17 protein-coding genes and 1 pseudogene are annotated in these 19,885 nt (G+C 71.5%); 11 read left to right on the top strand and 7 right to left on the bottom strand.

All coding sequences use genetic code 11. From position 1 onward, the window contains the following. The first annotated feature begins 32 nt into the window (after positions 1–32). The 4 genes from R3F55_23960 to R3F55_23945 all read left to right on the top strand — a co-directional run bounded on the left by R3F55_23960 (position 33) and on the right by R3F55_23945 (position 4,336). A complete protein-coding gene (locus tag R3F55_23960; GenBank protein ID MEZ5670431.1) occupies positions 33–1,307 on the top strand; it encodes a sugar ABC transporter substrate-binding protein in 1,275 nt (424 codons plus the stop codon). A gap of 122 nt (positions 1,308–1,429) precedes the next feature. Then, positions 1,430–2,371 (top strand): sugar ABC transporter permease, encoded by a 942-nt coding sequence (locus R3F55_23955; protein ID MEZ5670430.1) that lies wholly within the window; start codon positions 1,430–1,432, stop codon positions 2,369–2,371. Beyond that, positions 2,368–3,216: a carbohydrate ABC transporter permease gene (locus R3F55_23950; GenBank protein ID MEZ5670429.1), complete on the top strand. Its 849-nt coding sequence runs from the start codon at positions 2,368–2,370 to the stop codon at positions 3,214–3,216. The genes R3F55_23955 and R3F55_23950 overlap by 4 nt, the downstream gene beginning before the upstream one ends. A 115-nt stretch (positions 3,217–3,331) precedes the next feature. Further along, positions 3,332–4,336, top strand: a complete 1,005-nt coding sequence (locus tag R3F55_23945; GenBank protein MEZ5670428.1) for a hypothetical protein — start codon at positions 3,332–3,334, stop codon at positions 4,334–4,336. A gap of 153 nt (positions 4,337–4,489) precedes the next feature. On the opposite strand, the gene R3F55_23940 is transcribed toward R3F55_23945, so the two are convergent. Beyond that, the gene (locus R3F55_23940) at positions 4,490–6,091 is read right to left on the bottom strand and encodes a von Willebrand factor type A domain-containing protein (GenBank protein ID MEZ5670427.1); all 1,602 of its coding nucleotides are present in this window, start codon (positions 6,089–6,091) and stop codon (positions 4,490–4,492) included. A gap of 181 nt (positions 6,092–6,272) precedes the next feature. Between R3F55_23940 and R3F55_23935 the strand changes: the two genes are divergently transcribed. Continuing rightward, the gene (locus R3F55_23935; protein ID MEZ5670426.1) at positions 6,273–6,956 is read left to right on the top strand and encodes a hypothetical protein; all 684 of its coding nucleotides are present in this window, start codon (positions 6,273–6,275) and stop codon (positions 6,954–6,956) included. Positions 6,957–6,968: 12 nt separating this feature from the next. Here R3F55_23935 and R3F55_23930 read toward each other — a convergent pair whose 3' ends face one another. The 6 genes and pseudogenes from R3F55_23930 to R3F55_23905 form a co-directional block, all read right to left on the bottom strand. Then, entirely contained in the window at positions 6,969–7,817 is an 849-nt protein-coding gene (locus R3F55_23930) for a fumarylacetoacetate hydrolase family protein (GenBank protein MEZ5670425.1), read from the bottom strand. Between the two features lie 133 nt (positions 7,818–7,950). After that, complete coding sequence (thpR, locus tag R3F55_23925) at positions 7,951–8,529, bottom strand: RNA 2',3'-cyclic phosphodiesterase (protein MEZ5670424.1); 579 nt, start codon at positions 8,527–8,529, stop codon at positions 7,951–7,953. Positions 8,530–8,634: 105 nt separating this feature from the next. Continuing rightward, on the bottom strand, positions 8,635–9,681 hold the full coding sequence (locus R3F55_23920) for an NADP(H)-dependent aldo-keto reductase (protein ID MEZ5670423.1): 1,047 nt from the start codon (positions 9,679–9,681) through the stop codon (positions 8,635–8,637). Positions 9,682–9,758: 77 nt separating this feature from the next. Then, positions 9,759–10,874, bottom strand: a complete 1,116-nt coding sequence (locus R3F55_23915; protein ID MEZ5670422.1) for an FIST C-terminal domain-containing protein — start codon at positions 10,872–10,874, stop codon at positions 9,759–9,761. Positions 10,875–10,886: 12 nt separating this feature from the next. Then, positions 10,887–11,434 (bottom strand): annotated as a pseudogene (locus tag R3F55_23910) (arylesterase). Between the two features lie 92 nt (positions 11,435–11,526). Continuing rightward, complete coding sequence (locus R3F55_23905; GenBank protein ID MEZ5670421.1) at positions 11,527–11,910, bottom strand: hypothetical protein; 384 nt, start codon at positions 11,908–11,910, stop codon at positions 11,527–11,529. Between the two features lie 231 nt (positions 11,911–12,141). On the opposite strand from R3F55_23905, the gene R3F55_23900 reads away from it, so the two are divergent. The 6 genes from R3F55_23900 to R3F55_23875 all read left to right on the top strand — a co-directional run bounded on the left by R3F55_23900 (position 12,142) and on the right by R3F55_23875 (position 19,848). After that, positions 12,142–12,867 carry an ABC transporter ATP-binding protein gene (locus tag R3F55_23900; GenBank protein MEZ5670420.1) on the top strand — a complete coding sequence of 242 codons (726 nt, stop codon included), beginning with the start codon at positions 12,142–12,144 and terminating at the stop codon, positions 12,865–12,867. Next, positions 12,864–15,458, top strand: a complete 2,595-nt coding sequence (locus tag R3F55_23895) for an FtsX-like permease family protein (GenBank protein ID MEZ5670419.1) — start codon at positions 12,864–12,866, stop codon at positions 15,456–15,458. The genes R3F55_23900 and R3F55_23895 overlap by 4 nt, the downstream gene beginning before the upstream one ends. Before the next feature lie 137 nt (positions 15,459–15,595). Beyond that, positions 15,596–16,336 carry a Bax inhibitor-1/YccA family protein gene (locus R3F55_23890; protein MEZ5670418.1) on the top strand — a complete coding sequence of 247 codons (741 nt, stop codon included), beginning with the start codon at positions 15,596–15,598 and terminating at the stop codon, positions 16,334–16,336. 135 nt (positions 16,337–16,471) lie between these two features. Next, a complete protein-coding gene (locus R3F55_23885; protein ID MEZ5670417.1) occupies positions 16,472–17,287 on the top strand; it encodes a DUF547 domain-containing protein in 816 nt (271 codons plus the stop codon). A gap of 88 nt (positions 17,288–17,375) precedes the next feature. Then, positions 17,376–18,140, top strand: coding sequence for a glucose 1-dehydrogenase (locus tag R3F55_23880; GenBank protein MEZ5670416.1), 765 nt, complete (start codon positions 17,376–17,378; stop codon positions 18,138–18,140). Continuing rightward, positions 18,124–19,848: an amidohydrolase family protein gene (locus tag R3F55_23875; protein MEZ5670415.1), complete on the top strand. Its 1,725-nt coding sequence runs from the start codon at positions 18,124–18,126 to the stop codon at positions 19,846–19,848. The genes R3F55_23880 and R3F55_23875 overlap by 17 nt, the downstream gene beginning before the upstream one ends. Positions 19,849–19,885: the final 37 nt, after the last annotated feature.

The raw sequence follows: 19,885 nt of genomic DNA, 5'->3' as shown, positions 1-19,885 counted from the left end.
ACCGACCCAACCAACCGAAGGGAGGACTATCCATGCGCAGACTGCACGCAACCCTGGCCGGCGTCCTGCTGGCCGGCACCTGCATCGCCACCGCCGCCGCCCAGACCATCGAGGTCTGGCACCATGGCGGCCGCGGCGACGGCGAACGCGAGACCATCGAGGCGCTGATCGCCCAGTGGAACGCCGCCAATCCCGACGCCCAGGCCGAACTGGTGCTGCTGCCGGAGGGTTCGTACAACGAGCAGGTGCAGGCGGCGGCGCTGGCCGGCGACCTGCCCGACCTGCTGGATTTCGACGGGCCGAACTACGCCAACTACGTCTGGTCCGGCTATCTGCAGCCGATCGACGCGCTGGTCGACCCGGCGCTGCTGGCCAACGCGCTGCCGTCGATCATCGCCCAGGGCACCTATGCCCCCGACGGCAAGCTCTATTCGCTCGGCATGTTCGACAGCGGCCTCGCGGTCTGGGGCAACAGGGCCTATCTCGAGGCGGCCGGCGTGCGCATCCCCGACGCGGTCGACAACGCCTGGACCATGGACGAGTTCGAGGCCGCGCTGGCGGCCCTGCAGGCGCTGCCCGAGGTCGAATACGCCCTCGACCTGAAGCTGAACTACGGCCAGGGCGAGTGGTACACCTACGGCTTCGGCCCGATCGTGCAGTCGCTGGGCGGCGACCTGATCGACCGCACCGCCTGGCGGTCCGGCGGCGTGCTCGATTCCAGCGCCGCGGTCGAGGCGATGACCCACTTCAAGAGCTGGGTCGACAATGGCTGGGTGGTGCCGGCCTCGGTCGGCGACGACGCCTTCTACGGCACCAAGACGGCCGCGCTCGCCTTCGTCGGCCACTGGATGTGGACGCCGCATCGCGAGAACCTGGGCGACGACCTGGTGCTGATCCCGATGCCGAAGTTCGGCGCGGCCCACGCCACCGGCATGGGCTCGTGGTGCTGGGGCATCACCAGCGATGCCGATCCGAACACGGCGCGCCTGCTGGAATTCCTCATGACCGACGAGGCGATCCTGTCGGTCACCACCCGCAACGGCGCGGTGCCGGCCACCAAGACCGCGATCGAGGCCGCTCCGGAATTCGCCAAGGGCGGGCCGCTGTCGCTGTTCGTCGCCCAGCTCAACGCGATCGCCGTGCCGCGCCCCGCCCATCCGGCCTATCCGACCATCACCGCGGCGTTCGCCCAGGCGGTGGCGGACGTCATCGACGGCGCCGACCCGGCCGAGGCGCTCACGGATGCGGCGGCGCGCATCGACGAGGACATCGACGACAACGGCGGCTATCCGCCGTTCGGCGGCTGACCGGCCGGCCGGTGCAAGCCGGTGCCTGAGCGGGTCGGGCCCGTGCCCCGCCGTGCCGCCCCCCCCACTTCGGCGGAACAACGCGGCGGGGCCGGCGCCGGCCCGATACGGTCGTGCGGGCGATGAGCGGCGCACAGGCAGTCCGGCACGGCCCCGGCGCCGCCGCCGGGTTGACCCTGTCCCAGCGCGAGACGAGGGCCGCCTGGACGATGATGTCGCCGGCGATCCTGCTGGCGGTCACCTTCCTGGTGGTCCCGTTCGCGCTGGCGATCGGTCTGTCGTTCACCAACCAGCGGCTGGTGCCCAACCCGAACGCGCCGACCGACATCGTGTGGTTCACCAACTACCTGCGCATCCTGGGCGACGGCGACTTCCTGCAGTCGTTCTGGAACACGCTGGTGTTCGCGGCAGTGATCGTGCCGCTGCAATCCGCCTTCGCGCTGGCGGTCGCGCTGTTGCTGAACAGCGCGCTGCCGCTGCGCAACCTGTTCCGCGGCATCTATTTCCTGCCGACCGTGCTGAGCATGGTCGTGGTCTCGGTGGTCTGGTTCAGCCTGTACCAGCACGACGGCTTCTTCAACACGGCGCTGGGTGCGGTCACCTTCGGCGCGGTCGAGCCGGTCGACTGGCTGCGCGACCCCGACCTGGCGCTGCCGGCGATCATCCTGCTGTCGATGTGGCAGGGCTTCGGCTTCCAGATGGTGATCTATCTGGCCGGCCTGCAGCAGATCAACGCCGCCCTCTACGAGGCCGCCCGCGTCGACGGCGCCACGCGCTGGCAGGAGTTCCGCCACATCACCCTGCCCTGCCTGCGCAACACCCACATCGTGGTGATGGTCACCACCACGATCCTGGCATTCAAGCTGTTCTCGCAGGTCGAGCTGCTGACCCAGGGCGGCCCGCGCGGGGCGACCAACACCGTCGTGCGCTACATCTACCAGTCGGGCTTCAGTGAGGGCCGGGTCGGCCGCGCCGCGGCCGCGTCGGTGGTTTTCTTCGTCGCCGTGCTGCTGATCGCGCTGGTCCAGCGCTGGCTGGTCCGCGAGGAGCGCGAGATCCGATGAGCCTCGCGCGCCCCGCCGATCTCGTCCGCCTGGTGCTGGCGCTGGTGCTGGTCGCCGTCGTGCTCGGTCCGATGCTGCTGATGTTCGCCACGTCGTTCAAGGCCGACGAATCGCAGATCCTGCGCGACCTGGGCGGCTTCGCCGCCTTCTGGGTCGACCCCGGCGAGATCGCGCTGACCAACTACGATCAGGTGCTCGCCGACCGACAGTCGCCGTTCCTGCGCTACATGATGAACTCGGGCATCATCGTGTTCGCCGTCGTGGTCGCCGGCGTGTTCGTCAACTCGCTGGCCGCCTTCGCACTGGCCCGGCTGCGCTTCCGCTTCCGCGCCGCAATCCTGGCCGTGGTGGTGTCGCTGATCATCATCCCGATCGAGGCGGTGGCGGTGCCGCTGCTGCTGATGGTCAACGAGGTCGGCTGGCTCGACACCTACCAGGCGCAGATCGTGCCGTTCATCGCCCATCCGTTCTCGATCTTCCTGTTCTACCAGTTCTTCACCAAGCTGCCGAAGGACCTGGACGAGGCCGCCTATGTCGACGGCGCCTCGCCGCTGAAGATCTACTGGTCGGTGGTGCTGCCGCTGTCGCTGCCGGCGGTCGCCACCGTCGCGATCCTGCAGAGCCTGGAATACTGGAACGCGTTCCTGTGGCCGCTGATGGTGACGCGCGGGCCTGAAGTGCGGCCGGTGTCGCTGGCGCTGGCACAGTATTTCGGTACGCCGCCGCCGCTGTGGGGCGACATGATGTCCTTCTCGGTGATGATGTCGCTGCCGATTCTCGTCATATATTTCGCTTTCCAGCGCTGGTTCATCCAGTCGATCGTCAACAGCGCGGTGAAGGGGTAGCGTGCGCCCTTCGCCGTCCCACCCGGCGGCGCTTCCGCCATTCCCGGTCAAGTCCCTCGCGGCCGCCGCGCGACGCGGCCGGACCGGCAATCCCGTCTTCTGAGGACCCCTCCGCATGAGCTTTCGCCTGCCCGATGCCTGGATCTGGGATTTCTGGTTCGCCAAGGACGGCGCGACCTATCACATGTTCTACCTGCGCGCGCCGCGGTCGCTGGGCGATCCCGAGCTGCGCCACCACAACGCGGTGATCGGCCACGCCGCCTCGCGGAACCTGGTCGACTGGCAGGATGTCGGGCCCTGCTTCGGGCCGGCGCGCGACGCGGGGTGGGACGACGGCCCGAGCTGGACCGGCAGCATCATCCGCCGCGACGGCCTGTGGCACATGTTCTACACCAGCACCGCGCAGGCCGAGGAGCTGAAGAAGCAGCGCATCGGGCTCGCCACCTCGCGCGACCTGCACCACTGGGACCGCCACCCCGCCAACCCGGTCCTCGACCTGGAGCCGGTGGTCTACGAGGAGTACGACCCCGCGCTGTGGCACGACCGCGCCTGGCGCGACCCCTATGTCATCCCCGACCCGGTCGGCGACGGCTATCGCATGTTCCTGACCGCCCGGGTGAACAGCGGCCCGGCGGCGGCGCGCGGCGTCATCGCCCAGGCCAGGTCGCGCGACCTGGTGGAGTGGCACATGATCCTGCCGGCGACGACGCCGGGCAGTTTCGGGCAGCTGGAGGTGCCGCAGTTCCTGCGCCTGGGCCGGCGCTGCTATCTGCTGTTCTCGACCGCGGTGGAGCATGTGGGCCCGACGCTGCGCGCCGGCATGAAGCCGGGGGCGGTGCATTTCGGCGGCACCCACTACTACATGGCCGACCACCCGAACGGGCCGTGGCACCTGGGCGGCGCGCCATTCCTCAGCGCCGGCACCGAAACCGACCTCTATTCCGGCAAGATCGTGATCGACCCGCAGGGCGCGCCGGTGTTCCTCGCCTTCCGCGACCGCGACGCCGGCGGTCGCTTCTACGGCGAGGTCAGCGACCCGATCCCGGTGCGGGTGCATGGCGACGGCCGGCTTTGGCTCGACCACACCCGCGCCGAGGCCGCGCCGCGCCGGTTCGCCTGAACCGCTTCGCCCCAGGCGGCGCGGCAGCCGGCGCCGCGTTCAGGGCAGCGGCGCGCCGGTGCCGAGCCCCGTGACCGCCCTGCGCAACCGTAGCGGCCCGGAAACGCGGACGGCGGCCCGAAGGCCGCCGCCGTCTCGGCCCTGCCGGCCGGGTCAGTTGGACAGGTTCTGCGCGTCGCGGACCAGCTCGAGGAAGGCGCGGCGTGTGCCGAGCGGGTCGTCGCCCAGCGCGCCGGCGGCGAGGTCGTAGACGGCCTGGTAGTCGAAGCCGCGCAGCATCCGCGGGTCGTCGCGCAGCAGCAGGCCGAGGCCGGCGACGGCGACGGCGAAGCGCGTGTCGGCGTCGGTCGCTGCGATCGACGACCGCGCGTCGGCGGCGGCCACCCGGGCCGTCACCTCGTCCGCCCGGCTGGCATTCGGCAGGCGGTAGCGTACGTCGACCTGGGCCAGGGTGCGCGGGTCCCACGGCTCGCCGTCGCTGCCGAAGCTGGCCGGCACAACCCGCGGCTCGCCGCGCGCCACGTTCAGCATCGGCACGATCTCGTAGATCGCGGTGACGCTGTGGCCGGCGGAGATGTCGCCGCCGTCGGCGGTGTCGTCGTAGAACTGCTCGCGGGTGATCGCCCGGGTCTCGTAGCCGAGCAGGCGGTATTCCGCCACCAGCGACGGGTTGAAGCTGACCTGGATCTTCACGTCGTCCGCGATCGGGAACAACGTGTGCGCCGTGGAGTCCGACAGCGCCCGGCGCAGCTCGGCCGCGCTGTCGACATAGGCGGCGATGCCGTCGCCGCGCTGGGCGATCGCCTGCATCAGCGCGTCGTTCAGGTTGTCGGTGCCGAAGCCGAGCACGGTGATGTAGACGCCCAGGTCGCGGCGCGCCGCCACCATGTCGCCCATCGCATCCGGGCTGCTGGCGCCGACGTTGAAATCGCCGTCGGTGGCCAGGATCACCCGGTTGACCGCCTTCGGATCGTAGTTGGCGGCGGCGAGATCGTAGGCCGCCTCCAGGCCGCCGGCGCCGTTGGTCGAACCGCCGGCCCTGAGCGATTCGATCGCCTGGGCGATGCGGGCCTGATGGTCGCCGGGCGTCGGCTGCAGCACCACGTCGACGCCGCCGGCATAGGCGACCAGCGAGACCCGGTCGACCGGCCGCAGCACCTCCAGCAGGTCGAGCAGCCCGCGCTTCAGCAGCGGCAGCCGGTCCGACGGCTCCATCGAGCCGGACACGTCGACCAGGAACACCAGGTTCAGCGGCGGGCGCAGCACCGTGTCCTCGTGGAAGCCCTGGATGCCGACCCGCAGCACCTGCGAGCGGTCGTTCCACGGCGACGGCGCCAGCGCCGTCGACACCGCGAACGGATGCAACCGGTCCGCCGGCACCGGGTAGTCGTAGGCGAAGTAGTTGACCATCTCCTCGATGCGGATCAGGTCGGCCGGCGGCAGCATGCCGTCGGCGAGGAAGCGCCGCACCCGGGCGTAGGACACCGTGTCGACGTCGGCGGCGAAGGTGGAATGCGGCTGGTCGCCGGCGACCACGAAGCCGGCCGCCTCGAACGGCGCATAGCGTTCCGACGGCTGCGGCACCGCCAGCGGCGGCGGAGCCTGCGGCGCCATCTCCATCGCCACGGTCGCCGGCTGCGCCGTCGTGCCGGCCGTCTGCAACGCGGCGATCCCGCCCTGGCCTTCGCAGCCGGCCAGGCCCGCAAGCGCCATCACGCCCAACGCGGCCCATGCCGCGCGCCGTGCCCTCTCCATCGCAACCCCCTGCCTCTGGAAGTTCTGCATCGGACAGGTCACCGCCGCGATGTGGCGAGATGTGGGCGCCAATGGGCCGTTTTCGCGGCGGCGCACGTCACCCATGACCCTGATCAAGACACCCCGGCGCGCTATCTGATAAGCGGTGTGCATCGGTGCCGTGCCGCCGAGGGAGGTGACCATGCCGAAGCCGTTCGCCATCCTGCTCGCCGTCCTGCTGGCGCTGCCGGCAGCGGGGGCGGGCGCACAGCCGCTGCAGCTGGCCGATACCAGCGAGGACGCGCGCACCGACGCCGCGCGGCCGACGGCGGTCGACGCCATCACCTATCGCGCCGCCATCGGGCTGACCGGCACGCTGACGCGGCTCTATCTCGTCACCGGCGACGCGGTCTACGGCGCCGATCTCGCCGGCCGGCTGACCCGGGTCGGCGAGGACCGCATTTCGCTGCAGGCGATCCCGCTGCTCGGCGACGTGCAGGGGCGGACCTATTCGCGCGTCGACTTCGGCCCGGCCAACAGCGTCGGCTCGGTCGGGATCGCGGGATCGGCCCTGGTGGTCAACATCGGCGCCACCGCCGGCCAGCAGCCGTGGCTGTCGCCGGCAGCGCTGGCGACGATCGCCGGTTCGCTGCACGCGCCCGGCCTGCCGCCGGTCGATGCCGCCGGGCAGCTGGACGTGACGAGCATCGTGATCTTCCACGGCGACTACAGCTATCGCCTGGCCGCCGCCCTGGTGCGGCCGGTGGCGGCAGGCGCCGCGGCGGCCGCACCGGCGGTGGTGCCGCTGGGCGAAACCGGCGGCGCCTACCGCAGCGGCGACGAGCTGCTGGTCGAGATCAAGCCGGCGATCATCACCGGCTATTGAGCCGGCGCGGACTCAGCCCGAATAGGGCACGCAGCGCTGCTCCTGCTCGCCCAGGCCGGCGATGCCGAGCCGGACGACGTCGCCCGCCTTCAGATATTGCGGCGTCGGCTTCTGGCCCATGCCGACCCCGGGCGGCGTGCCGGTGGAGATCACGTCGCCGGCGCGCAGGGTGATGAACCTGGACAGGTGCGCGACCAGCGCCGCGACGCCGAAGATCATGGTCTTGGTGCTGCCGTTCTGCTTGCGCTCGCCGTTGACCTCCAGCCACATCGCCAGGTTCTGCGGGTCCGGCACCTCGTCGCGGGTCACCAGCCACGGGCCGATCGGGGCGAAGCTGTCGCAGCTCTTGCCCTTCACCCACTGGCCGCCTTCTTCCAGCTGGAACTGGCGCTCGGACACGTCGTTGCTGATGCAGTAGCCGGCGACGTAATTCAGCGCGTCGGCCTCCGCGACATGGGCGGCGGTATCGCCGATCACCACGCCCAGCTCGACCTCCCAGTCGGTCTTGACGCTGTTCTTCGGAATCACGATGGGGTCGTTCGGCCCGGTGGCGGCACACAGCTTGCCGAAGATGATCGGCTTCTCCGGCACCGGCAGCCCGCTCTCGGCCGCATGGTCGGCGTAGTTGAGGCCGATGCAGATGAAGCGCCCGATCCGGCCGACGCAGGGCCCCAGCCGGGTGTGGCTGGCTGCCGCCGGCAGGCTGGCCGGGTCGATCGCCCGCAGCCGCGCCATGCCTTCGTTGGTCAGCACCTGGCCGGCGATGTCGTCGACGACCCCGGACAGGTCGCGGATGGTTCCGCCCGCATCGATCAGGCCGGGCTTTTCGGCACCTGCCTCGCCATACCGCAACAGCTTCATCGGTCGCTTCCTTCCCCTTGTTCTCGTGCCACGCCGCGCGCGGCGCTGCGCCTTTATAGCCGAGCGGGCCGGGCCGACAATCGGCAATCGGGCAGGGGAACGGCGGGCCGGGGGGCGGTGCGCGCGGCGGCGCTCAGACGATCTCCTCGCGCTCGTCGTCCCATTCGGTCAGCACGCCGCCGCCGAGCGGATAGTCGGCCTCGGCGACATATTGCGCGCCGTGCTTGCCGAGATGGCTGGAGAACAGCGTGAAACGGTCGACGAGAAAGGAATCCGAGCGGAAGTCGGCGCGGTCGCGCAGGAACGAGCGTACCCGGTCCAGCGGCGCCGCCTTCAGCCGGGCCAGGGTGACATGGGCGCGGAAGTTGCGCGTGTCGTAGCGCAGGCCGGTGCGGCGCAGCGCCGAATCGACCTTCTCCTGCAGGCGCGCCAGGGCCGGGCACGGCGCGATGTCCGCCCACAGCGCCGACGGCTCGCCGCCGGTCTCGAAATGGCCGACGCCGCGCAGCGCCAGGTCGAAGGCCGGCGAATCGATCCGGCCCAGCGCCAGGTCGATCTCCTCGGCGTCGTGCACCGCCACCTCGCCGATGAAGCGCAGGGTCAGATGCAGGTTCTCCTGGTCGATCCAGCGCGCACCGGGGATCGCCGAGCGCAGGCGGCGCAGCCGATCCTGTATCTGCAGCGGCATCCCGATACCGACGAACAGTCGCATGATCGGCGCCCTCCCCTGCTGGTCTCGCCCCGCCGGCGCTGCGGCGCGGCCCGCTACCTGACCGCCCCCGGACGGCGCCGCGGGCCGGGCCCGCGACTCACCCCGTCAGGGACAAGGATTGCTGATTTCGCGGTGAATCGCATCGATCCCGTCGAGCACAGCCTGCGGCAGCGTCACGCCGACGCTGGCCACCATCGTCTCGATATGGGCGGGCCGGGTCGCGCCGGGAATGTTGGCGGTCACAAAAGGTCGTGAATTGACATAGGCCAGCGCCATGATCGCCGGGTCCAGCCCGTGCTCGCGCGCCAGCGCGACATAGCGCTCGGTCGCCTTCACCCCGGTCGGGTGGGCGTAGCGCAGGAAGCGGTCGCCGAACAGCGTCAGCCGCGCCCCTTCCGGCCGGGCGCCGTTCAGGTACTTGCCGGTCAGCACGCCCATGCCGAGCGGCGAGTAGGCCAGCAGGCCGACATCCTCGCGCACCGCCATCTCGGCCAGCCCGATCTCGAACGACCGGTTGAGGAAGCTGTAAGGGTTCTGGATGCTGACCACGCGCGGCAGCCCGGTGCGGTCCGACACGCGCAGGAATTCCATCACGCCCCAGGCGGTCTCGTTCGACAGCCCGACCATGCGGATCTTGCCGGCACGGACCAGGTCGCCGAGCACGCTCAGCGTCTCCTCGATCGGCACGGTCACGGCGTCCGGCTTGTGGACATAGCCGAGCTGGCCGAAGTTGTTCACCGGCCGGTCCGGCCAGTGCAGCTGGTAGAGGTCGATGTAGTCGGTCCGCAGCCGCCTGAGGCTGGCGTCCACCGCCGCCGCGATGTTGGCGCGGTCGAGCCCGCCCTTGCCGCCGCGCAGGAAGCCGAAGCGGCCGTCGTTGCGGCCGATGACCTTGGTGGCCAGGATCACCCGGTCGCGCGGCGCGCCGCCGGCGAACCAGTTGCCGATGATCTCCTCGGTGCGGCCGTAGGTCTCCTCCATCGGCGGCACCGGATACATCTCGGCCGCATCGACGAAATTGATGCCGGCGTCGATCGCCATGTCGAGCTGCTGGTGCGCCTCCGCCTGGGTGTTCTGCTGGCCCCAGGTCATGGTGCCGAGGCAGATGACGGACACGTCGATTTCGGTTCGGCCCAGACGCCGGTACTGCATGCCTGCCCCCCTGGCTGATTTGCGTGGAACGCCGCCGGAGCGGCGGCGAAGGCCGGGGCGCCGGCGCGGCCGGCACCCTAGCAGAAGACGGTCAGGACCCCGGTATAGCCGTGCAGGCGGCCGTTGAAAATCTCCCCGTTGGCGAACAGGCCGATCACGGGAACCGGGCCGAGGCCGTCGCAGATGCGGCGGATCTCCTCCGACTTCTCGCCGAACAGGTTCGGGCCGCGGGCGACGCAGGTGATGTAGACCGCGGCGCGCGGCCGGCCGGGCAGCCTGCCCTGCAGATCCGCCAGCATGGCGTCGAGGTCGGCCAGCGCCGCGTCGCGGTCGCGCCGGCAGAACTGCAGCGGCGCGCCGGGCGACAGCACATCGCCGATCACCACCAGCCCGCACTTGGGATCGACGGCCAGCACGTTGCGGACCAGATATTCGGCGCGGTCGCTGTTCTCCACCGGCAGCGCGGCGTTGAGCACGTCGGCATAGGCGCGCAAGCCCTCGACGTCGCTGACGCCGAGATCGGCGTAGAGCACCTTCAGCGCCGGCTCGCCGTCGAGCTCGAACACCAGGTTGCGGTCGGCGGCGGTGACCCGGTGCACCTTGCCGACCGGGGCGCAGCCCTGCGCGATCGCGGTGGCCAGCGGCACGGTGTCGGCGAACAGCACGCCCGACAGCGAGTCCGCCCGCACCCGATCGGCGACCGTCAGCGCGCCGTTGCGCGAGGCGGTCAGCCCGCCGACGACGAAACAGCCGGCGGTCTCGCCGAGCTCGATCAGATCCTGCAGCAGGTGCGGCGCCGATGCGGCGGCGTGGACCAGTCCCAGGCCGGGGCTGTGCCGGGCGATCCAGGCGCCATGGCCCTCCAGCGGGTCGCAGCCGTCGGCGGCCGGCTCGAGGATGCGGAACTCCTCCGCGGCGATGGGCAGGGCCAGCGCGGCCAGCGCCGGGCAGTCGTAGAACTCGCGCCCGGCCACCGACACGCCGTAGCCCAGCGTCCCGACCCAGTGGCGCAGGCCGGTGCGATCGCCGAGCAGGCCGACCACCGCCTCGAAATCGTCCGCCAGCCGGTCGGAGGCGTAGACGATGCCCAGCGTGTTGTCCGGGTCGAGCGTCCCCAACTCCTGCGCAACGCTCTCGGCGAGGGCGCGCCAGTCGTCGTCGGCCGCGTGGGCGCAGTGCGCCGGCTTGTTCATCGGATGCATCCCTCAGGTGTCGGCGTGGCCCTCCAGCCACGGCACCAGCACCGGCACCATGCGGGCGACGATGGCGGCCACCCCGGCGCTGTTGGGGTGGATGCGATCGCCCTGGTTGAGTTCCGGCACCGTCGCAACGCCGTCCAGGAAGAAGGGATAGAGCGGGATGCCATGCGCCTCCGCCAGCTCGGGGTAGATCGCGTTGAACTCGGCGGCATAGTCGCTGCCGAAATTGGGTGGCGCAAGCATCCCGGCGAGGAAGGCGGGATGCCCCTGTCCGCCAGCGCGGCCAGGATCGCATCGAGATTGGCCCGCGCCGCCGCCGGTTCGATGCCGCGCAGCCCGTCGTTCGAGCCGAGCTCGACCAGCACGTGGGTCGGGTTGTCGCCCAGTGCCCAGTCCAGCCTTGCCAGCCCGCCAGCAGTGGTGTCGCCAGACACGCCGGCATTGAGCACCACCACGTCCAGGCCCTCGGCCCGCAGCGCGGCCTCGAGCTGGGCGGTGAATCCCTCTTCCGGCTGCAGGCCGTAGCCGCTGGCCAGGCTGTCGCCCAGCACCATCAGGCGGACCGCCTCGGCGGCCGCCGCCGATGCGGACACCGATGCCAGCACGGCGGCGGCGACACAGAGGCCGAGGCTACGGAGGCGCGCGATCATTCGCCTAAGATGGGCGTCAAAACCTCCGCGCCAAGAGTGTCGCCGCCATTGACCGCCCAGGCGCCGTAGAGCGTGCCGTCGGTGTCGCGCTGGTAGACCGCGGTGCCGCCGTCATAGCCGACCGCGAGCACGTCGCCGTAGCCGATGCCGGTGCCGACGAAGGTCTGGTCGCCGACATACCACTCGACCCGCCAGGTCTCGCCGGTGCGGATGATGTTGGCCTGGCCGTCGTAGCCGCTGGTGCCGTCCGGGTTCTGGCCCTGCACGGCGTAGACACCGGCGAAGTCGATGGCGTCGTCCTTGGCCAGGGCCTGCGGAATGGCGAGGGCGCAGACCGCCAGCGCGGCGGGTGCCAGGCGGCTGAAAACGGGAAGATGCATCGCGGGACTCCTGGTTGTGCGCCGCACGGGCTCACGAAATGTTGGCCGGGTCGAACGGAAACTATCGATCCAAGCAGACAAAGGAACGGTAAAACCCCAGCAGGCGGTTCCGGCGACGCGCGCTTGAACCTGCGCCCCGGCGCCCCACATCCTGACCGGGCCGGTCGCCCGATTTCCGCCCGAATCGGGCGGTTGGGTCGGCGCCGACGCTTCTGCACCAAGGGAGACGCCATGCCACCCTCCAGCCCAAGCCGCGCCAACGGTCGGGTCGTCGACCTCGACGACGTCCGCCTGACGCTGCGCAGCGAGGCGGGCGAGGTCGAGATCCTGCGCGGCCTGACCCTGCGCATCGATCGTGGCGAAACCGTGGGCGTGGTCGGACCGTCCGGCAGCGGCAAGTCGACCATGATGATGATCGTCGGCGGGCTGGAGCGCGCGACCGGCGGGTCGGTGCGCGTCGCCGGCCGCGACCTCGGCACGATGAGCGAGGATGCGCTGGCCCTGTTCCGCCGCGACCATGTCGGCATCGTGTTCCAGGCGTTCCACCTGATCCCGACGATGTCCGCGCTGGAGAACGTGGCCGTGCCGATGGAACTGGCCGGCGTCGCCGACGCCTTCGACCGCGCCCGTGCCAGCCTCGACGCGGTCGGCCTCGGCCACCGGCTGACCCACTACCCCGGCCAGCTGTCCGGCGGCGAGCAGCAGCGGGTGGCGATCGCCCGCGCCTTCGCCGGCGAGCCGGTGCTGCTGCTGGCCGACGAGCCGACCGGCAACCTGGACGGCGGCACCGGCGAGAAGGTGATCGAGCTGCTGTTCGGCATGACCGAGCGCACCAATGCCACGCTGATGCTGATCACCCACGACGCGCGGCTGGCCGGCCATTGCAGCCGCACCGTGCGGCTGGTCGACGGCCGCATCGCGGCGGACAGCGCCCTGGCGGCAGAGGCGGCGCAGTGAGCGCCGGCAGCGAGACCGCGGTCGGCGTCGCGGCGGCAGGACGCGGCGCGGCACGAGGCGGCGTCGGGCTGGCCATGGCGGTGAAGATCGCGCGGCGCGAGATGCGCGGCGGCATCCGCGGCTTCCGCGTGTTCCTGGGCTGCCTGGCGCTCGGCGTCGCCGCGATCGCGGCGGTCGGCTCGCTGTCGGCCGGCATCGAGGACGGGCTGCGGGCGGACGCACGCGCGCTGCTGGGCGGCGACGTCGAGGTCCGCCAGCTGTACACGCCGATCGAGCCGGAGCAGCGTGCCTTCCTCGACGCGGCCGGCGCGACCGCGGCGAGCCGGCAGATGCGCGCGATGGCGCGCACCGACGACGGTGCCGCGCGGGCGCTGATCGAGCTGAAGGCGGTCGACGGGCGCTATCCGCTGTTCGGCGCCGTCGAGACCGCGCCCGCCGCGCCGCTGGACGACCTGTTCGCCGCGGATGGCGAGGGCCGGCCCGGCGCGGTGGTGGACGGAGCGATCCTCCGGCGGCTGGGCCTGGCCGTCGGCGACCCGCTGCGCATCGGCGACGGCAGCTTCCACGTGGCGGCCGAGCTGACGGCGGAGCCCGACCGGCTGTCGTCGACCGGTTTCTTCAGCCTCGGCCCGAAGGTGATCATCGCCGACGCCGCGCTGGCCGCGACCGGACTGGTCCAGGAAGGCAGCCTGATCTACCACTTCTATCGCGTCGCCCTGCCCGAGGGCGCCGACGCCGCCGCCTTCAAGCAGGCGGTGACCGACGCCTTCCCCGACGCGCCGATCCGGGTGCGCGATTTCAGCGACGGCGCCGAGGGCCTGCGCCAGTTCGTCGACCGGCTGTCGGCCTTCCTGACCCTGGTCGGCCTGACCGCGCTGCTGGTCGGCGGGGTCGGCGTGGCCAATGCGGTGCGGGCCTATCTCGACGCCAAGGTCGCGACCATCGCCACGCTGAAGTGCCTGGGCGCCAGCAACCGGCTGGTGTTCGGCGCCTATCTGATCCAGGTGATGGCGCTGGCCGGCCTGGGCACCGTTGCCGGGCTGGTCGTCGGCGCGCTGGCGCCGGCGCTGGCCACCGGCTTCCTGAACGAGCAGTTCGGCCTGACCGGCGGCTTCGCCATCCACCCGCTGCCGCTGGTGATGGCCGCCGCATTCGGCCTGCTGACCGCCCTGGCCTTCTCGATCTGGCCGCTGGCCCGCGCCCGCGAGGTGCCGCCGGCCCAGCTGTTCCGCGCCATCGTCGCACCGGCGCGGCGCTGGCCCGGCCGCGCCTATATGGCGATGACCTTCGCGGCCGGCGGCGCGCTGGCGGTGCTGGCGGTGCTGACCGCGGCCGACAAGCTGCTGGCGGCGCTGTTCGTCGGCGGCGCGCTGGGCACCATGCTGGCGTTTCGCGGCGCCGCCGCGCTGGTCGCCTGGACCGCACGGCGCGCGGGCCGGCCGCACGGCGCCGCGCTGCGCCTGGGCCTGGCCAACATCCACCGGCCCGGCTCGGCGACCGCCTCGGTGGTGCTGTCGCTCGGCCTCGGCCTGACCGTGCTGGTGGCGATCGCGCTGATCGAAGGCAACCTGCGCGGCGCGATCCAGGACCGGATTCCGGAACAGGCGCCGGCCTACTTCTTCCTCGACATCCAGCCGGACCAGGTTGCGACCTTCGAGGCGACCGCCGCCGCGGTGCCCGGCGTCGGCACCATCCAGGGCACGCCGATGCTGCGCGGGCGCATCGTCGCGATCAACGGCGTGCCGGCCGAGCAGGTGCAGGTGGCGCCGGAGGCGCAATGGGGCCTGCGCAGCGAGCGCGGCCTGACCTACGCGGCCGAGCCGCCGGAGAACAACGAGATCGTCGCCGGCGAATGGTGGCCGGCCGACTATGCCGGCCCGCCGCTGATCTCGTTCAGCGCCGATCTGGCCAACGGCTTCGGCATCGGCGTCGGCGACTCGCTGACCTACAATGTGCTGGGCCGCGAGATGACCGCCACCGTCGCCAACCTGCGCGAGATCGAGTGGGGCACGCTGCAGCTCAACTTCACCACCATCTTCTCGCCGGGGGTGCTCGACGCCGCGCCGCACACGCTGCTGGCCACGGTGCAGGCGACGCCCGACGCCGAGCTGCCGCTGGAGCGCGCGGTCACCGACGCGCTGCCCAACGTCTCGGCGATCCGGGTGCGCGATGCGCTCGACACCGCCAACCAGGTGCTGACCAACATCGCGCTGGCGGTCACCGCCACCGCGGCGATCACGCTGGTCGCCGGCGCGCTGGTGCTGGCCGGGGCGGTGGCGGCGGGCCATCGCCGCCGGGTCTACGACGCCGTGGTGCTGAAGGTGCTGGGCGCGACCCGCGGCCAGGTCAGCCGCGCCTTCCTGGTCGAATACGGGCTGCTGGGCATCGCCACCGCGGTCGTCGCCGCAGCGCTGGGCGCGGCCGCTTCCTTCGTCGTGGTCACCCAGATCATGAACCTGGACTGGGCGTTCCTGCCTTCGGCCGTGCTGCTGGTGCTGGCGGTCAGCCTAGCGGTGACGCTGGCCTTCGGCTTCCTCGGCGCCTGGCGCGCGCTCGGCCAGAAGGCGGCGCCGCTGCTGCGCAATGCCTGAATCGCTGCCGATTGCGGGCGATGCGCCGAATCCGGACAATCGTTGCTTGATCGCAAGGTCCGAAGTTCCAATATTAGCGGCAAGTGGCCGCGGCCGATCGTGGCCCCGTCGCTATGCGTAACGAGAGGGATTGTGCAATGGCGCCTCGGCTCGACAACCAGTTCATGACGCGCGTACAGGGCATTGCCACGTCGGCCGACGTCGATGCCGGCCTGCGGTCGTACATGCTGCGCGTCTACAACTACATGGTGCTCGGTCTCGCCCTGACCGGCGCCATCGCGTTCTTCATCTCGACCTCGCCGTCGATCTGGCAGCTGTTCTTCACGCCGACCGGCCTCAGCGGGCTCGGCTGGATCGCGATGCTGTCGCCGCTGGCGCCGGTGCTGTTCTTCATGTTCGGCTACGAGCGGATGTCGCCGGGGATGGCCCAGGCGATGTTCTGGCTCTATGCGGGCCTCAACGGCATCGGCTTCGCGCTGATCTTCATGGTGTTCCTGCCGGCCGACATCTTCCGCGCCTTCTTCATCACCGCGGGCATGTTCGCGGGCATGAGCCTGATCGGCTACACCACCAAGCGCGACCTGACCGGCCTCGGCGGCTTCCTGATGATGGGCGTGATCGGCCTGATCATCGCCTCGGTGGTCAACATCTTCCTCGGCTCCACCGGGCTGATGTTCATCATCTCGATCGCCTCGGTGCTGATCTTCGCGGGCCTGACCGCCTATGACACCCAGAAGATCAAGGAGAACTACTACCAGGTCGGCCACGACGGCACGCTGGCGCAGAAGTCGGCGATCTTCGGCGCGCTGATGCTGTACATCGACTTCATCGTGATGTTCCGCAACATCCTGTACCTGATGTCGATCGCCCGCGAATAGGGCGGCGCCAGCCCGTACGAGACACCGACGCCCGGGCCCTGGCCCGGGCGTTTGGTTTTCGGGCCGGATCAACGCCGCTCAATCCGCCGTGACGGCCCCTGGCGAAGGCGCCCGCCGCAGGCTATCTCAGCCGCCATGCGCCGCCTGCTCGCGATCCTGATCCTGCTCGTGCCCGCCGCCGCGGCTGCCGCGCCGGACGCGGAACTGTGGACGCGCTGGACCGGCCACGACCCCGCCTCGCAGGCGACCGTCGACCACGGCGCCTGGTCCGCCTTCCTCGCCCGCTACCGGGTCGATGGGCCCGACGGCATCGCCCGGGTGCGCTACGGCGCCGTCACCCCGGCCGACCGCGCCGCTCTCGACGCCTATCTCGACCGGATGGCGGCGACCCGGGTCACCGCGCTGGCCCGCGCCGAGCAGCGGGCGTTCTGGATCAACCTCTACAACGCGCTGACCGTGCGCACCGTGCTCGACCACTTTCCGGTCGACAGCATCCGCGACATCGACATTTCGCCCGGCGTGTTCGCCGACGGTCCCTGGGGCGCCGAGCTGGTCGCGGTCGAGGGCGTGCCGCTGACGCTGGACGATATCGAGCATCGCATCCTGCGTCCGCTGTGGGCCGACCCGCGCACCCACTATGTGGTCAACTGCGCCGCGCTGGGCTGCCCAGACCTGCCCGCCGCGGCACTGACCGCCGCCACCATGGAGGCGGCGCTGGACGCCGCCGCCCGCGCCTATGTCAACCATCCGCGCGGCGCCGCGGTGACCGCGGACGGCGAGCTGGTGGTGTCGTCGATCTTCGACTGGTACGCGGCGGATTTCGGCGGCAGCGACGCCGCGGTGATTGCCCACCTCGCCCGCTATGCCGCGCCGGCGCTGGCGTCGCGGCTGGCCGGCATCGACGCGATCGCCGACGACGCCTACGACTGGTGGCTGAACCGCGCCGAATAGCGCCCCTCGCCCCGCTTTCGCCTTGTCAGCGGCCCGCCGCCGCGGGCAGGCTGAGGCCGAACGACAACAATGGGGGAGGAAGGCGTTCATGCGCCTGCAGGACAAGGTGGCGCTGGTCAGCGGCGCCGGCAACGGCATCGGCCGGGCGATCGCCGAGCTGTTCGCCGCCGAAGGCGCGGCGGTCGCCGTCGCCGAGATCGAACCCGACAGCGGCAAGGCCGTCGCCGACGGCATCGTCGCACGCGGCGGCCGGGCGCTGGCCCAGGTCACCGATATCGCCGACATGGCCGCGGTGCAGGCCGCCGCCGACGCGACGGTGGCCGCTTTCGGCCGCATCGACGTGCTGGTCAACAACGCCGCCGCCTTCGTCTTCGGCGGCATCGACGAGATCACCCAGGCCGATTGGGACCAGGTGCTGGGGGTCAACGTGGTCGGCTATGCCAACACGGTGAAGGCGTGCCTGCCGGCCTTGCGTGCGGCCGGCGGCGGCGCGATCGTCAACGTCGCCTCGGTGTCGTCCTTCGTCGCCCAGCCGCGCTTCATCCCCTACAACGCCTCGAAGGGCGCGGTCGCCCAGCTGACCCGCTGCCTGGCGATGGACCTGGCCACCGACAACATCCGGGTCAATGCGATCTGCCCCGGCTCGATCAAGACCCGCGCCACCGACCGCCACATCGCCCGTCTCGGCCTGGACCCGGAGCAGGCCTATCGCGACTTCGGCGCCGCCGCGCTGATGAACCGGCTCGGCCGACCGGAGGAGATCGCCACCGTCGCGCTGTTCCTCGCCACCGCCGATTCCTCGTTCATGACCGGCGCCCACATCGTGGTCGACGGCGGTGCAACGCTGGACTGAGGGGCCGACGGCGATGCACGACCTGATGTTCAGGAATGCGACGATCGTCGACGGGACCGGGGCGGCGCCGCGGCGCGGCGACCTGGCCGTCGACGGCGCAACGATCGCGGCCGTCGGGCCCGGGCTGGCCGGGCCGGCGGCGGCGACGATCGACGCCGACGGGCTGGCGCTCGCGCCCGGCATCATCGACGGCCACACCCACTACGACGCCCAGATCACCTGGGACCCGTTCGCGCGGCCGTCGCCGGCGCTGGGCGTGACCACGGCGGTGATCGGCAACTGCGGTTTCACCATCGCGCCGTGCAAGCCCACGGACCGCGACCTGGTGATGCGCAACCTGACCCAGGTCGAGGGCATGTCGCTGGCCGCGCTGCAGGAGGGCATCCGCTGGGAGTTCGAGAGCTTCGCCGACTACATGGCGATGCTGGAGCGGCGCGGGGTCGGGCTGAACGTCGCCGCCTTCTTCGGCCACTCCTCGGTGCGGACCTACGTGATGGGCGCCGACGCGGCGCGGCGCGCGGCCAATGACGACGAGATCGCGCAGATGGCGCAGCTGGTGCGCGCGGCGATGGCGGCCGGCGCGGTCGGCTTCGCCTCGTCGACCAACGAGCCGCACAACGGCGCCGGCGGGGTGCCGATGCCGTCGCGGCTGGCCGACCGCAAGGAGTTCGCCGCGCTGCTGGCGGCGATGCGCGAAAGCGGCCGCGGCGTCTACATGCTGACCAAGGGCGCGGTGACGTCGGTCGCCGACCTGGAATCGCTGGTCGCGGAGACCGGCGCGCCGACCGTGGTTGCCGCCATGTTCCACGCCAGCCGCGCGCCGAACGCGGTGTTCGACCAGATCGGCGCGATGGCGGCGGCGCGCGGCCGCGGCCGTCCGATCATCCCGCAGACCTCGTGCTGCCCGCTGGAAATGGAGTTCACCCTGGCCAGCCCCTATCTGTTCGAGGGCCTGGCCAGCTGGAAGCCGGCGATGGCGGCGGCGCACGACCGCGCCGCGCTGGCCGCGGTCTATGCCGACCCGGGCTTCCGCCGGGCGGTGGGCGCGGAGATCGCCGGCATGCGCGGCGGCCTGTTCAACGGCGAATGGGACAAGGTGCACCTGGTCGAGGCGGCGACGCCGGCGAACGCCGGCAGCGAGGGCCGGCCGCTCGACGCGCTCGCCGCCGAGGCCGGCAAGGCGCCGCTCGACCTGATGCTCGACATCGGGCTGGCCGAGGACCTGGGTACCACCTTCACCGCCCAGCTGCTGAACATCGACGAGCCGGCGGTCGGCCGGCTGCTGCAGATGCCGGAGGGCCACATCGCGCTGTCGGACGCCGGCGCGCACCTGACCTTCCTGTGCGACGCCGGCTTCGGCCTGCACCTGCTCGGCCACTGGTCGCGTGACCGCGGCGTGATGAGCCTGGAGGCGGCGGTGCACCGGCTGACCGGCCAGCCGGCGGCGATCTTCGGCATGGCTGACCGCGGCACGCTGGCGCCGGGCAAGGCGGCCGACCTGATGCTGTTCGATCCGGCCACGGTCGGCCGCGGGCCGCGCTACCGCGTGCACGACCTGCCCGCCGGCGCCAGCCGGCTCAACACCGACGCCCGCGGACTGCACGGCGTCTGGGTCAACGGCCGGCGCATCGTCGACGCGGACGGCCTGATCGGCGAGGCGCCGCTGGCCGGCCGGGTGCTGCGCCGCTTCGCCGACGCCGCGCTCTGAGCGCGCCTGGCGCGTTGACAGCATCGAAGCCGCGGCT

The sequence above is a fragment of the Alphaproteobacteria bacterium genome (assembly GCA_041396705.1).
Taxonomy (GTDB): Bacteria; Pseudomonadota; Alphaproteobacteria; order CALKHQ01; family CALKHQ01; genus CALKHQ01.
Note: the sequence above shows the minus strand (reverse complement) of the source record. Positions and strands in the feature narration are given on the sequence as shown.